Annotated in this window: 10 protein-coding genes and 1 pseudogene; 8 read left to right on the top strand and 3 right to left on the bottom strand. The window is 66.8% G+C overall.

Translation table 11 applies throughout. From position 1 onward, the window contains the following. Nucleotides 1–3: 3 nt before the first annotated feature. The 8 genes and pseudogenes from ACIBI6_RS08395 to ACIBI6_RS08360 all read left to right on the top strand — a co-directional run bounded on the left by ACIBI6_RS08395 (nucleotide 4) and on the right by ACIBI6_RS08360 (nucleotide 8,571). Nucleotides 4–1,215, top strand: coding sequence for a CaiB/BaiF CoA transferase family protein (locus tag ACIBI6_RS08395; RefSeq protein ID WP_396955655.1), 1,212 nt, complete (start codon nucleotides 4–6; stop codon nucleotides 1,213–1,215). After that, nucleotides 1,212–1,658, top strand: coding sequence for a Zn-ribbon domain-containing OB-fold protein (locus tag ACIBI6_RS08390; protein ID WP_396955654.1), 447 nt, complete (start codon nucleotides 1,212–1,214; stop codon nucleotides 1,656–1,658). Before ACIBI6_RS08395 ends, ACIBI6_RS08390 begins: the two co-directional genes overlap by 4 nt. Further along, nucleotides 1,655–2,854: a thiolase family protein gene (locus tag ACIBI6_RS08385; RefSeq protein ID WP_396955653.1), complete on the top strand. Its 1,200-nt coding sequence runs from the start codon at nucleotides 1,655–1,657 to the stop codon at nucleotides 2,852–2,854. Before ACIBI6_RS08390 ends, ACIBI6_RS08385 begins: the two co-directional genes overlap by 4 nt. A 31-nt stretch (nucleotides 2,855–2,885) precedes the next feature. Then, a pseudogene (locus ACIBI6_RS08380) lies at nucleotides 2,886–4,354 on the top strand (aldehyde dehydrogenase family protein). After that, nucleotides 4,351–5,589, top strand: coding sequence for an amidohydrolase family protein (locus ACIBI6_RS08375; protein WP_364350394.1), 1,239 nt, complete (start codon nucleotides 4,351–4,353; stop codon nucleotides 5,587–5,589). Before ACIBI6_RS08380 ends, ACIBI6_RS08375 begins: the two are co-directional and overlap by 4 nt. Before the next feature lie 255 nt (nucleotides 5,590–5,844). Further along, the gene (locus tag ACIBI6_RS08370; RefSeq protein ID WP_364350397.1) at nucleotides 5,845–6,456 is read left to right on the top strand and encodes a TetR/AcrR family transcriptional regulator; all 612 of its coding nucleotides are present in this window, start codon (nucleotides 5,845–5,847) and stop codon (nucleotides 6,454–6,456) included. A gap of 10 nt (nucleotides 6,457–6,466) precedes the next feature. Further along, the gene (locus ACIBI6_RS08365; RefSeq protein WP_396955652.1) at nucleotides 6,467–7,537 is read left to right on the top strand and encodes a phosphotransferase family protein; all 1,071 of its coding nucleotides are present in this window, start codon (nucleotides 6,467–6,469) and stop codon (nucleotides 7,535–7,537) included. Next, nucleotides 7,534–8,571, top strand: a complete 1,038-nt coding sequence (locus ACIBI6_RS08360; protein WP_396955651.1) for a phosphotransferase — start codon at nucleotides 7,534–7,536, stop codon at nucleotides 8,569–8,571. The genes ACIBI6_RS08365 and ACIBI6_RS08360 overlap by 4 nt, the downstream gene beginning before the upstream one ends. 87 nt (nucleotides 8,572–8,658) lie before the next feature. Here ACIBI6_RS08360 and ACIBI6_RS08355 read toward each other — a convergent pair whose 3' ends face one another. The 3 genes from ACIBI6_RS08355 to ACIBI6_RS08345 all read right to left on the bottom strand — a co-directional run bounded on the left by ACIBI6_RS08355 (nucleotide 8,659) and on the right by ACIBI6_RS08345 (nucleotide 14,068). Beyond that, on the bottom strand, nucleotides 8,659–10,275 hold the full coding sequence (locus tag ACIBI6_RS08355; protein WP_396955650.1) for an MFS transporter: 1,617 nt from the start codon (nucleotides 10,273–10,275) through the stop codon (nucleotides 8,659–8,661). A 49-nt stretch (nucleotides 10,276–10,324) separates the two neighbouring features. Beyond that, nucleotides 10,325–11,872 (bottom strand): AMP-binding protein, encoded by a 1,548-nt coding sequence (locus ACIBI6_RS08350; protein WP_396955649.1) that lies wholly within the window; start codon nucleotides 11,870–11,872, stop codon nucleotides 10,325–10,327. Between the two features lie 348 nt (nucleotides 11,873–12,220). After that, a complete protein-coding gene (locus tag ACIBI6_RS08345; protein ID WP_396955648.1) occupies nucleotides 12,221–14,068 on the bottom strand; it encodes a hypothetical protein in 1,848 nt (615 codons plus the stop codon). Nucleotides 14,069–14,193: the final 125 nt, after the last annotated feature.

The raw sequence follows: 14,193 nt of genomic DNA, 5'->3' as shown, positions 1-14,193 counted from the left end.
TCAGTGGACTCCGACGCGTTCACCGGCGTGCGGGTTGTCGAGCTGGCGCAGTGGGTGTTCGTGCCCGTGGCGGGTGCGCTGCTGGCCGACTGGGGCGCGGAGGTCATCCGGGTCGAACGTCCCGACGGCGATCCGTATCGCCAGTTGGCCACGCAGGGCATAGGCAGCGACAGCGCCGGTGTGAATCTCTCTGTGGCCCTGGCCAATCGGGGTAAGCGATCGATCTCCATCGACCTGCACTCCGAGCGCGGCCGCGAACTGCTCGACGAGATACTGGCCACGGCGGACGTCTTCCTCACCAACTTCCGGCCGGGCGCGCTGCGCCGGCTCGGACTGGACTCCGACAGGCTGACGCGGCGCCACCCCCGGCTCGTCTACGCCCGGGGCCACGGCTTCGGCGGCCGAGGCCCCGGCGCGGATAAGGCCGGCTACGACTCCTCGGCGTTCTGGGCCCACGGCGGCGTGGCCCACATGCTGACCCCACCGGAGCGGGACTACCCGATCAGCCAGCGCGGCGCGATGGGCGACCGAAACGGCGCGATGGCCTTGGCTTTCGGCGTCGCAGCGGCACTTTTGCGGCAGCAGCGCACCGGCTCGGGCACGGTCGTCGACGTCTCACTGCTGGCCACTGCCATGTGGATGCTGTCCTCCGATGTGCTCTCCGCGCTGGCCGGAAACCCGCCACAGGCGGTATCCGGCCGCGGCGGTTCGGTCAATCCGCTCGTCGGTGCCTACCGAACCAAGGACGGGCGGCACATTCAACTGGTCTTCCTGGAGTCGGACCGGTATTGGGCGGAATTCTGCCGCCTGATCGGGCGCGACGACCTCGTCGACGATTCCCGCTTCGTGGATCTGGCCGCCCGCGCCACGCACCGCGACGCCTGTGTGGCCGAACTCGAGACGGAATTCGCCAATCGCACCTTCGACGAATGGAAGCAACTGCTGTCGGGACTGGACGCGCCATGGGCGCCCGTGCAGGCCGTGGCGGAACTGCTCGACGACCCGCAGGTGCTGGCCAATGGATACCTCGGCGAGGTCGATATGGACAACGGCCAGTCCTACCCCCTGCCCACCGGACCGGTGCAGTTCGACGAACGACCGCCCACCCTGCGGCGCGCACCCGAACACGGCGAGCACACCGAGCAGTTCCTACTCGAGTTGGGCTACTCGTGGGATGGGATCATCGGGCTCAAGGACGCGGGGGTGATCCCGTGACGGTCGCGCGTCCACTACCGATCCCCGACGCCCTCACCGCCGACTTCTGGTCGGCAGCCGGGCGGCACGTCCTCACTCTGGCTCGATGCGGCCGGTGTGACCGGTTCGCGCTGCCGCCCGGGGAAACCTGCCGTCGGTGCGGCACCTCCACACCCGATTTCCGGTACGAGCCGGTGAGCGGGCGCGGCACGGTGCGGTCGTGGACGGTGATCCGAAAAGCGTCGCTGCTCGGCTTCGCCGATCAGGTGCCGTACCTACTCGTCGATGTCGAACTCGTAGAGGCGTGCGGAATCCGCATGATCGGACGGCTGCTGAGCGGTCCGGACACCGTTGTGCGCGTGGGTGATCCGGTACGGGTCACCTTCGAGGACCTCACCGATGACCTCGCTGTTGCGGCCTTCGAGCTCGCGACGAACGCGGGCAGCACAGCGGTGACCTCGTGACCGGGCGATTCCCCGCGGGCGGCCGGGTCGCCGTGGTCGGATACGCACACAGCGCCGTGCGACGCCGATTCGATCGCCCACTCGGCGCGGTAGCCGTCGACGTCGCACGCACGGCGATCGCCGACGCCGGACTCACACCCGATGCGATCGACGGATTCGTAACCTCCGCCATGTTTCCGACCGCGGGCGCACACGCCGTGAGTGACGGAACCAGCACCGTAACCGCCAACTGGCTGGCCGACCGGATCGGCACCGGCCCGCGGTACGTGGCGAGCTTCCAGGGTGTCGGCCAGATACCGGGTTCGGTGGCGTTGGCGGTCAACGCCATTGCCGCCGGTGCCGCGGATTACGTTGTGCTGCATCGGGCTCTGCACAATCCGGCCGGTGGCTATCACGACAATCCGCTGACTGCCGTCGCCGGGCCGCAGCAGTGGACCGTGCCGCAGGGCTACGGCGGCCCATTGCCGATGATCGCGTTGCCCTACAACGAATACCTGCAAAGGTACGGCGCCGATCCGGACGCGATGGCGGCCGTGGTGGTCGAGGCGCGCAAGAACGGGGCAACCATCCCATGGTCGTACTGGCATGGACGGCCGCTGAGCACCGACGACTATCTTGCGGCGCCCATGGTCAGCGACCCGGTGCGGCGCCCGGACTGCGATATTCCGGTAGACGGCGTGGCGGCCTTCGTGCTCACCTCCGCCGAGCGCGCCCGCGACCTGCCGCACCGACCGGTGTATATCGCCGGGTACGCGAGCAGCGGCCCGACACCGCCGCGGTTGCCGTCGCACTGGCCGCTCGACGACATCATGGCCGGTGGCGCCGAAACCGCGCGGCGACTATGGGCGACCGCCGGGGTGGGCCCCGGCGAGGTGGACCTGCCGCAGCTGTACGACGGGTTCTCACCCTTCGTCTACTTCTGGCTGGAGGCACTGGGCCTGTGTCCCGTCGGCGAGGCGCACCGCTTCGTCCGCGACGGCGGCATCGACAGCGACTCCCCTACCGGGCTTCCGATTCTCTCCGGCGGCGGCGCCCTCGGCAACGGCCGCATGCATGGCATTCCACAGATGCTCGAGTGCTATCTGCAACTGGCCGGGCGGGCGGGCGCCCGGCAGCGCGCCGCCACGGTCGCCCTCGCCTGCCATTCCTCACCGCACTACGGCGGCGCCGTGGTCTACACCAGCGAGCCGTTATGACCTGCACTGCAAGGGAAATGGAGACCAGAACATGGCGATGATCCTCGCCGAACGGCGATCATATGTCGCCGGCTCCTGGGTGACCGGTGATGACGTTGTCGCCGTGGAGAATCCCGCCGACGAATCACTCGTCACCGAACTCGCCGCCGCTCCGCTGACCGAGATCGGACGCGCGATCACTCAGGGGCGCCGAAGTTTCGACAGCGGAGTCTGGGCCGATGCACCGGCGACCGAACGCGCCCAGACGCTACATGCCTTTCTCGATCATGTCGAAAAGGCTCGAGAGCAACTAGTGGCGACCATGGTTGCCGAGGCCGGCCAGCCGCTCGCGTTCGCGGAGCAGTCTCAGTTCCTGTCCGGAATGATGCTGGCCCGCAACACAATAGAGTTGTACCTCTCGATGCGGCACGAGCAGGCCGGCCAAGTCCCGGTCGACGAACTCACGCGAGGCCGGGTGGCGTTGAGCGTCCGGCGCCACGAGCCGGTCGGTGTGGTCACCGTGATTACGCCCTATAACGCGGCGTTCGTCCTGGCGTTGCAGAAGATTATGCCCGCCCTGATGCCGGCAATTCGGTCATCCTGCGGCCGAGTCCACTGACACCGATCTCCTCGCTCATCTTCGGCTCCGCGGCCGAGGCGGCGGGCCTGCCGCCCGGCGTCTTCAGTGTCGTGGTGGAGTCCGGATCGGCCGGTGCGCAGCTGTTGACCAGCCATCCGGCGGTCGACATGGTCTCGTTCACCGGGTCGACCGCTGTCGGTGCCCGAATCGGGGCACAGGCCGCACCGACCATCAAGCGGGTGGCGCTGGAGCTCGGCGGCAAATCGGCACAGATCTATCTCGCCGACGCGGTCACGAAGGCTGCTGCGGGCGCTACCGCGGTGGTCGCCCGGATGGCCGGCCAGGCTTGCGTCGCCGCCACCCGGATGCTGGTACCGCGAGAACACAAAGACGAGGTGCTCGAGGCCGTCTCGCGCGCGTACGCGAATCTGACGGTGGGCGCGCCGACCGACCCGGCCACCGCGATGGGCCCGCTCATCAGCGCCGCGCATCGGGGACGCTGTGAGCGGCTGATCGAACAGGCCGTCGGCGCGGGCGCCATCGTCGGGTACGGCGGCGGACGGCCCAAAGGACTCGACCGCGGCTACTACATCGAACCGACCGTGCTCGATGTGCCGGACAACTCGAATCCCGCCGCGCGGGAAGAGATCTTCGGCCCGGTCCTGGCGGTGCTGGGATACCGCGATCTCGACCACGCCGTCGAAATCGCCAACGATAGCGACTACGGCCTGTCCGGACAGGTCTACAGCACCGATGCCGCCGCCGCGACCGCGATCGCCCGGCGACTGCGCACGGGAGCGGTCAACGTCAACACGGCACTGTTCAGCGCCTACGCACCCAGTGGCGGCTACAAGCACAGCGGCCTCGGCCGCGAACGCGGCCCGGACGGAATCCGGGCATTTCAGGAACTCAAACACCTTGTCATCGGAGAACTCCGATGACCGAAGCCCGACCCGAAGGAGTAATCGTGCCCTCCGACCTGAATCTCGATTGGTTGATCTCGGTCGACGACCACATTCTCGAACCCCCCAACCTGTGGCTGGACCGGGTGCCGCGCGCGGACCGCGAGCGCGCACCCCATATCGAGGTCGACGCCGACGGTATGGACTGCTGGGTATACGACGGCAAACGCTTCCCCAGCTCCGGCCTGAGCGCCGTCGCCGGGAAGTCGAAAGAGGAGTTCAGCCCGAAACCGTTGCCGTACAGCGAGATGCGACCCGGCTGCTACGACGCCAAGGCCCGCATCGAGGATATGGACCGCGCGGGAATCCTTGCCTCCTTGTGCTTTCCGACGGTGACCCGGTTCTGCGGCCAGCTCTTCTCCGAGGCCAGCGATCGCGAGTTCGGCTTCGTCTGCCTACAGGCGTACAACGACTGGATGGTCGAGGACTGGTGCGCCGCCGCACCGGGCCGCTACATCCCGCTGGTGCTCATTCCCCTCTGGGATCCGAAACTGGCCGCCCGCGAACTGGAACGCTGCGCCGCCAAGGGGGCGACCACTTTCGCCTTCTCGGAAAACCCCGCGCCACTGGGCCTTCCGACGATTCACGACGCCGGCGGGTACTGGGATCCGGTGATGGCCGCGGCCAACGATTTGGAGATGGTGGTGTCGATGCATGTCGGATCGTCGTCGACCGTGCCCCAGATCGCTCCCGACGCACCGTTTCTCGCGAATCTCGCCTGGGGCGCGACCCGCACCTCGGGAGCCATGCTGTCCTGGCTGTTCAGCGGAATGTTCCAGCGTTACCCGAAACTCAAGATAGCGCTGTCGGAAGGCGAGATCGGCTGGATGCCGTATTTCCTGGAACGCGCCGAGCAAGTGCTCGACAAGCAACGTCACTGGGTGAAGAAGGGCGTGCGGTTCGGCGAACACGCGGCGAGCGGCAACATCGATCTGGATACCCTCGATATCCGCGCCACCTTCCGCGACCACATCTTCGGCTGCTTCATCGAGGACAGCCACGGCATCGCCAGCATCGACGTCCTCGGCGAGGACAACATCATGTGCGAAACCGATTACCCGCATTCGGATTCCACCTGGCCCAACTGCATCCAGAGCGTGAGACACCTCATCGGCCACCTGCCACCGGAAACCCAGTACAAGATTCTGCGCGGCAATGCCGAACGGCTGTACCGCTTCACTCCGGCCGCACCACCGGTGCTGGCGGCAGTCTGATCCGACTGTTGCCCATCCCGGCCGGTCGGCGATCGGCACCGGCCCGACCGGCACCGTGGCCGAACGGTGCCGGTCGGGCCGACACCACCGAGGGCCGACCACGGATGTCGGGCAGGAACCAACCGCGGTTTACGGTCGTCGTATTCGCCCCGACGCGAGAGGACAACTGCTGTGCCTACACAGAAACCCCCTGCCCCCGATTCCCCCGCGGAGGCGCCACTCTGGGCCGACCGGGCGGCGGAACGCTCCCGCTCGGTGCAGCGGTCCAAGGCCCGCAGCCGGGAGCAGACGCAGTCGATCGTCGCGGCCGCACGCCGACTGTTGCAGACCGAGGGCGCCACGCTGACCACGCAGGAACTGTCCAAGGAAGCCGGCATCGCCCTGCAAACCTTCTATCGGCACTTCGCCGGTAAGGATCAGCTGCTCCTGGCTGTGTTCGAGGACGTCGTCAGCGAGCGGGCCGGCGAGGTGGAAGCCGCCGCGCGGGAGCTGCCGGACCCCGTGGCACGTCTGCGCTTTTATCTCTTCGAGATACTGCGCTCGCTGCGCGGCGACGGCGGCGGCATAACCGGGGCGCGCTTCATCACCGCCGAGCATTGGCGGCTGTACCAGCTTTTTCCGGTAGAGATTGCCGAGGCCAACCGGCCCTTCGTCGATCTCGTGGAGCAGGAACTGCGAGCCGCCGCGGCCGCCGGTTTGCTCCGCCCCGCCGATCCATCCACCGATGCCTGGCTGGCGCTGCAACTGGTCACGGCCGTCTTCCACCACTACGCGTTCGCACCCGCACCCACCAGCGTCGACGACGTCGCAGAACAGGTGTGGGCATTCTGCCTGACCGCCTTCGGCGGTCCCCCCATCGAAAGGTAACCGGACCGCAATGGAGCATGGGCCCCTGTTTTCCAAAGGCCGCGATCTCGACGCTACGGTCGCCGCGCTGCGCCCCTGGCTGGCCGATCGACTCGGCGTCGCCACGGTCGAGATCGATCGGCCCGATTACCCTCGCGGCGCGGGCTTTTCGAATGAGACCATCCTGGTCACGGCTCGCACCGGGCAGGGCGTCGAAGAGCTTGTCGTGCGCATCGCACCGGCTCCGGAACATCAGGTGTTCTTCGAACCGAAATTCCATATCCAGTACGACATCCTTACAGCTCTGGACGGGCACCCCGAAGTGCGGGTGCCGCGGGCCCTCTGGTTCGAGGACGACCCCGCGGTTCTCGGACGGCCTTTCTATGTCATGCGGCGCATGCACGGTCGCGTGCCGGTCAGCATGCCGCCGTACAACTCCTCCGGCTGGCTCGCCGAGGCGACTCCCACGCAGCGAAGAACGTTGTGGGACAGCGCGATGCGCCAGCTGACCGCGATTCACCGGCTGCCCGTGACGACCGTATCGTTCTTCGACCGGCCCGAGCACGGCGCGGCCGGTGACACACAGCACCTGTCGTATTGGCGCAGCTATGCGCACTGGGCGTTCGGCGAGGACATTCCCGATGTCGTGCAGGCGCTGCTGGATTGGCTGGGCGAGCACCGGCCGCCGCTGACCCGGCCCGGAGTGTCGTGGGGCGACGCACGCATTGGGAATATGATGTTCGACAACGACTTCCACGTCGTCGGGGTAATGGACTGGGAGCAGGCGTCGCTGGCCGGCCCGGTGGCCGACCTGGCTTGGTGGCTGCTGTTCGACGAGTCGCTGTCGGTCGGTCAGGGGGTACCGCGGCTCGACGGACTCGGCACCCGCGCGGAGACCATCGCGCTGTGGCAGGAGCAGACCGGCCATTCGATCGACCAGTTGCACTGGCACGAGGTATTCGCTCGGGTCAAGGCCGGACTGCTCAGCCTGCGCAGCCGGCGCACCATGCGACTACCGACCGATGCGGGCGCCCGCCACTTCGGCTATCTGCACCAGGCGTGCGACCTCGCGGGAATCACTGTGGCGCAGGACGTTCGATGAGTACGGCGAATAATCCGGCACCGGCCGACGAAGCGGTGGTGCTGTCGCCCGACTGGCTCACCCCGACGCTGGGCCGACGCTATCCGAATGCCGTCGCGACGGGCACCCACATCGTCGAGCGACTCGAGACCGTGGCTACCAAACTGCGGTTCCGCGTCGACTACGCACAGCAGACCGACGCCCCCGCCGCCTTGTGCGCCAAGGGCTATTTCAACCCGGCGCGCCGACGTACAACTCGCGCCGAGGGCGATTTCTATCGCCTTGTCGCACAGGATCTTCCGGTCCGCACGCCGCCGTGCGTGCATGCCGCGGTCGACGACGACACCGGACATGCCCTGGTTCTCATGCACGATCTGGTCGCCGCCGGGGCCCGGTTCCTTGATCCGACCACGACCTACAGCGCCGAGCGAGCCGCCGCGACACTCGATCAGCTCGCCGCGCTGCACGCGGCCAGCTGGGACGGGAAACGCCCTGAGCTGTCTGTGCTCTTTCCCCCTCGCCTCGTTCGATTGTCGGGTCATCTGAGCGCCGAACAGCTCCAGGGACTGCTCGATGACGGGCGGGCGCAAGGGATTTCGCAGGACGTCCGCCGCGCCGACCGCCTCATTGCGGCGATGGCGGCCATGGACCGGCTGCGCGCGGCGGAGCCGGTGTGTCTGGTGCACGGCGACCTGCATACCGGCAATATTTACGAGCTGCCCGACGGCCGACCGGGTCTCATCGACTGGCAGGTGGTCCAGCACGGGGTGTGGGCCCTCGACGTCGCCTATCACCTGGCGACGGTGCTGGACCCGGACGAGCTCGCCCGCCATGAGCGTGCGCTGCTCGACCACTATCTCGACCGGCTGGCCAACCACGGCGTCACGCCGCCGGATCGGAACCGGGCCTGGTCGCTGTATCGAGCGTATCTGCCGTACGGCTTGTTCATGTGGGCGATCACCCGTGCGGTCGACCGGCCGGTTATCGAACATCTCACCGTACGGCTGGGCCAGGCGGTCGAACGGCACCGCAGCCTCGACCTGCTCGCCGTATAAGCCCGTCGAGACCCCACTCCTGCAACATTATCCGACCTCATTCTGGTGGGTGCCGCCATCCGGCGGCACCCACCAGACGCATATCGACTACACCGCAGAGTCCGCGCCACCGGTGGCGGGCTTGCGGCCGTGCCGCATGAGTACCGCGATGACCAGGGCGATCACGGTGGTCACGAGGACAACCCAGAAGCTCTGGGTATAGCCGCTGTCGGCGAACACGTGCGGTATCGCCCGCGTCGACGACTCACCCGCGACATCGATATGCGCGACGACCGGACTGTTGTTCAGCAGCGCGGTGGCGATCGCCATGGCGACTCCGCTGCCCAGCGCCAAGGTGACCCCGAGCATGCCGGCGCTGATGCCCTGCTGCTCCGGCGGGACGGCCTCCACGATGAGATTGGGCAAGGCTGCCCAGAGAAACCCGAAGGCGACCCCCGCCACCGAATACAGCGCCAGGTAGGTCACCCAGTTGTAGTCCGCGACAACGAATCCCAGGCCGGACACGGCCAGCAGGCCTAAGGCGATGATCGCGGGGATACGGGCACCCACCCGCCGGGTCAGCAACCCGGCGAACGGACCGACGATCATACCGATCAGGCTGGCCCAGATGCCGATGTGCAGCGCGTACTCCAACAGGCTGAAGCCGTTCCCGTAGCTGTAGCCCGGATCGAAGGTGACCTCGACCGCCGCGGCGGGCAGATTCGCGCCCTTCGCCTGAGCCTGGTCGACTACACCGTCAATCACGTTCTGGCGCAGTCCATCCTGATTCGGGGATTGAGTCATGTACCCGAGGGCCATCGGCTGTACGGCGGTGATGCCGATGCTGAAGATCGCCACCAGCAATACGAGGCCGAGCTTCGGATCGAGAAGCAGCTTCATATCGATAATCGGCCGCCGGGCGCGTGATTCGACAATGAAGAACAGCATCAGCAAAGCCAGGCCGGCGATCAGCCAGGCCAGCCCGCTCGGCGTGCCCCAGCCCCAATCCTGGCCGTTGTCCAGGTAGAGCAGGGTGAGCACCGCGCCGCCGGACAACAGCACCACGCCGTAGGGGTCGACCCGGTCCGGCACTCGAACCGGGGATTCCGGAACCACGGTCAGCAGCAGCGGCGTCAGCACGAGAACGAACGCCGCCATGAACCAGAACAGTGCCCGCCAGCCGAAGCTGTCGACGAGTACGCCGCCCACCAATGGACCCACGACGCCGGTGAACCCGACACCGGTACCGATCAGGGCGAGACCGATCGGAACATACTTGCGCGGCAAGAGGTCTCGGACCAGCCCGAAGGCAATGACCTGGGTGGCCAGCGCGAACGCCGAGAGCCCCCGCCCGACCAGGAAGACGGTCCAGTTGCTGGTGAGCGCACAGATCACACTGCCGAGGAGGAACAGGGTCCCGCACAGCAGCATGATCTTCTTCTTGCCCCAGATATCACTGGCCTTGCCCAGCAACGGGTTCGCGGCGACGCCGACCAGCCCGAGAATAATGAGCGCCCAGGTGATATTGCCGCCGACGGTGTCGAAGGTCGTGGTCATCGGCTGCAATGCCGCGACCACCATCGTGTACTGCAATGGACCGACCTCGGTGTACAGGACGACGACGGCCAGGACGACACCGATGCGCAGCCGGGACGCGCCGTCCATCCGGCCGGTTTCCGGTCTGCCGGTCTCGCCCGACGCGGGAGTGGATTCGATGGTGGACATGAGAACTCCAGGAGATGAGTGACTGAGGACACGGGCTGAATCGGCGAATTCACAGGTCCCGCAGGCGCTGGCGAACGAGGTACTTGCGCACCTTGCCGCTGGCGGTGCGGGGAAAGTCGGCGACGATGAGGATCTGCTCCGGCCATTTCTGTTTGGCGAGTCCCGCATCGGCGAAGTGAGCGCGCAGGTCCTCGAGAGTCGGCGCGACCGCGCCGGAATGCAGCCGGAGCACGGCGGCGACGTGTTCGCCCAGGCGATCGTCGGGAGCGGCCACGGCGGCGGCCTCGGCGACGCCGGGCATGGTGATGAGGATGTCCTCGACCTCGAGGGCGCTGATGTTCTCGCCACCGCGAATGATCAGGTCGGTGGTGCGGTCGGTAATGGTGAGGTAGCCGTCGGCGTCGAGCGTGCCGACATCGCCGGTGTGGAACCAGCCGTCGGCGTCGAACTTGGCCGAGGTAAGGGCGTCGTCGGTGTAGCCCAAGCACAGATCCGGTCCGCGACTGAGGATTTCACCGTCGTCGGCGAGACGTATCTCCACGCCCGGCTCAGGGTCACCATCGGTGTACAGCCGCTTGCTCTGCGGGACGAAGTACTCGGACGCGGTGATGGACGGGTGCTCGGTACTGCCGTAGGACCGCGCGACCTTGATATCGAGCGCGGAGAGCCGCTCGGCGACGGCGGCCGGCACGGGCGCCCCACCCAGACCGGCGTACTTCAGCAGCCGCAGGTGCGCGGGGGTGAACTTCTCGTGGTCGAGCAGGCTGGTCAAGTAGTAGGGGACGCCGCCGGTGACGCTGATGCCGCGGGTCGTCATCAGGTCGAGGATCAGATCGGGATTCCACACGTCGACAAGATCGACCGGCTTACCGTCCAGAACCGGAACGAGAAACGCATTGAGCATGCCGATGAAGTGACCGACCGGAGCGGCGGTCACCTGCGGGTAGAAGTCGTCCGGGCGACGCGCAGCGAGCTGGCGGGCTTCGCACCCGAGGGTGCGGTGGCTGTGCACGACACCCTTGGGCGCGCTGGTGGTGCCGGAGGTGAACGCGATCAACGCCGGACCTGCCGGGTCCACCTCCGCGACCCCCACGAACGGCGCGTCGGCGAGCAGAGTGCCGAAATCGGTGCCGGGACAATCGCCGTCCACCACACCGACAATGGGAACGTCCGCGGCCACCGCGGGGTCGTAGTCGAGCTTGCCGAACCGCTGGGCCGTGATGAACACCCGCGGCCGCACCTGGTCGAGGATGTATCCGACCTCCTTACGACCGTAGATGTGCACGATGGGAACCACCACCGCCCCGAGAAACTCCGCCGCCCAGAATGCGGCGGCGGCCTCCATCCAGTTGGGCAGCTGGAAAACCACCACATCGCCGGACCCGACCCCCCGGGCGCGCAGCCCGGCCGCCAACCGCCGGGCGACCGATTCGACCTCGCCGAAGGTTCCCGACCACGGCCGAACCTCCGAATACACCTCGAATCGGGTGTCCGGTGCGGCGGTGAGTCCGCCGGCCAGAAGTTCCCCGATGCTGTGGCGGGTCCACCATCCCGCACGTTCGTATCGTTCGACCAGATCGGGAGGGACTGTGCGCATAGTTGAAGCTCCAATTGCCCGTGACGTGGAACCGGCGGATTCACTCCGCCGCACCGTCGGGAGATGCAGGATCGCCGGGCCCGACCCAACGGCGAGAGTCCGACTCTACTTCAGAGTAGAACGTAATTCTCGTTTCTGAATGTCAAATTGGCAGATCGTCAGAGTTCCATTCGCGTCACGGTCATGCGGATGCGGGATTCGGAGGCCGCGTCCGCTCGCGGCGAATCCGCCCGGACCGAAGCACGCCGGGCGATCCTGGTACCCCAGCATCAGAAATCCGACCGCTGCAGCCCAGAGGAGACGGCGGCCCCGATTCATACCGCTCGTTCGGACACGTTCAGCGGATAGTCATCGCCGTCCTGGCGCGACGGCGGTCGCCGACTCGGCGCGCACCTCGCGTCGGTAGGCGAGGTTGATCCGAGCCGCACCCCAGGACAGCGCCCAGATGAGGATCAGCGAGCAGATGAGTACGACTGTCGATGCCGCGTCGATCAGCCAGGAGGGGCGATCGAATGAGCGCTCACGTTGGAGCACAGTGATTTCGGGGACGAAGGAGCGCGTGAACTGGTCCAGTGCCGGGACTTCGGCGGCATCGATGCCGCGGTCATGAGGCATGTAGATCGGCAGTGCGGTGAGCATTCGGCCGTCGTGCAGCCGCAGGATTGTCTTCCAATTACCGTATGCCGGAACCGGTTTCGTACTGACATAATGTCCCTGGCCGACCCTGCGCAGCTGATCGATCACCAGTCCGCGACCAGGGCTCGAGGACCCGATGCCACCCTGCCAGGCCAGAATCTGCACCCACTCGGGATCAGCACCGACCAGGTCCTTCGGTGCCAACGTGATATCGGCGTTGACCATCCGACCGGCGTATGCCGCTGCGGCATCACGCAATTGGACTGTCGCGGAGGCATTTTCAGGAACATCGACGCGTAGGCCATTCGCCGTGGCAGCCGCAGTGATCAGCACCGCGGCTATCACGATGCCACGGCGAATCACGATGCGCGGAAGCTCTTCACCCCGCAGGACCATGCCGAGCAGGACGCCGACCGCACCGCCCGCGACACCCACGGGCAGCGCCATGAGCAATAGCTCCGGCCACATACCGCTCGGCCAGGAATCCACGAACACCCCCGCCACCCATAGCGATTCGAGCCAGAGCCCAATAGTGGCCGCGACCAGTCCGGTCAGCGCACCCCACCATACAGGTCTGGACATGGGCAGCAGCGCCATCAGTTCCACGATCAGCGCGATACCGAGATACAGCGGAAATACGTTGTGCGGCGCAGCGAGCAGCGGACCGACCAAGACCGCCAAAACGGTGCGGACGAAGATCGCGAATACCACCGCCGCCAATGCACCGCCGCGCCCGAGCGTGTAGCGCGCCGAAATCAGTGCGATCGTACTCGCGGCCGCGATCAGCATCGGCTGGAAAACCAGACGGAATTGTTCGACACCGAAATCGAATTCGACCTGATACACCGACAGGCCGATCAGCAGACCGCCGAAGGCGAAGGTGCGGATCAGCCACAGCAGTGGTCCGTCGGTGCGATCCGGATCGGGGCGGTCCAGGCGGCCTTCGAATTCCAGCAGCAGCACGGCGACCAGCGACAATCCGGCACCGCCGATCAGCATCAGATGCGTCGGACCCCACAGGGTGACGTCCTGGCCGAACAGTCGGTGCCAGATGTCATCGAGTGGGAAGCCGATAAGGGCGTACAGGCCGGCCCCCGCCATCAGTACGCCGCCGACCGGCGCGTACCAGTCACGGGTGATCCGAATGGCGGCCGGACCCGGTTTCTGGTCCAGCGGCAGGATGATGGCCAGCATTCCGGCCATGAACAGGAAGAACAGGCCGATCATGATGAAGTAGTGCGCCGGATTCGCTAGCGGGCCCTCGTCGCGGCCCTTACCGATATGCAGGCTCACATCCCAGATGAAGCCGAATAGCGCGGTGAGAATGGTGGCGATGAACAGCGCGAGCGGCAGCGCGACCCAACCCGGCCGGTTACTCAGCCGCCCGAGCCGATCGGCGGCAGTTTGTAGCCAGGTGATGCGGCGGGTGCGGTGCAGATACCCGACCACGACCAGCACGGCCGCGATGGCGATCGCCGTGCCGGTTAGCACCGCGACCTGGTCGAGTGCGGCTCCACCCCCCTCGGACCCCCGCGCAAATAGCGCTGTTACCTGCCTCATCACCTGACACTTTCCGGTGTTGGCGATCCTCGCGTGGCTAACCGTGCGCAGTCCGCGCCGTTGCGGGCCTCGTCCTCATCGACGGTGCCGGGCAGCCCCGCATATCACTTGGACCTTCAGTTTCC

Source organism: Nocardia sp. NPDC050412 (genome assembly GCF_044458825.1).
Lineage (GTDB): Bacteria > Actinomycetota > Actinomycetes > Mycobacteriales > Mycobacteriaceae > Nocardia.
The sequence above is the reverse complement of the archived record's forward strand: the minus strand, read 5'-3'. Positions and strand labels throughout refer to the sequence as shown.

Excerpts from the sequence above, each read along its gene's own strand:
- ACIBI6_RS08355 (WP_396955650.1), bottom strand. The coding sequence starts at position 10,275 with ATGTCCACCATCGAATCCACTCCCGCGTCGGGCGAGACCGGCAGACCG.
- ACIBI6_RS08350 (WP_396955649.1), bottom strand. The coding sequence starts at position 11,872 with ATGCGCACAGTCCCTCCCGATCTGGTCGAACGATACGAACGTGCGGGA.
- ACIBI6_RS08375 (WP_364350394.1), top strand. The coding sequence starts at position 4,351 with ATGACCGAAGCCCGACCCGAAGGAGTAATCGTGCCCTCCGACCTGAAT.
- ACIBI6_RS08365 (WP_396955652.1), top strand. The coding sequence starts at position 6,467 with ATGGAGCATGGGCCCCTGTTTTCCAAAGGCCGCGATCTCGACGCTACG.
- ACIBI6_RS08345 (WP_396955648.1), bottom strand. The coding sequence starts at position 14,068 with ATGAGGCAGGTAACAGCGCTATTTGCGCGGGGGTCCGAGGGGGGTGGA.
- ACIBI6_RS08360 (WP_396955651.1), top strand. The coding sequence starts at position 7,534 with ATGAGTACGGCGAATAATCCGGCACCGGCCGACGAAGCGGTGGTGCTG.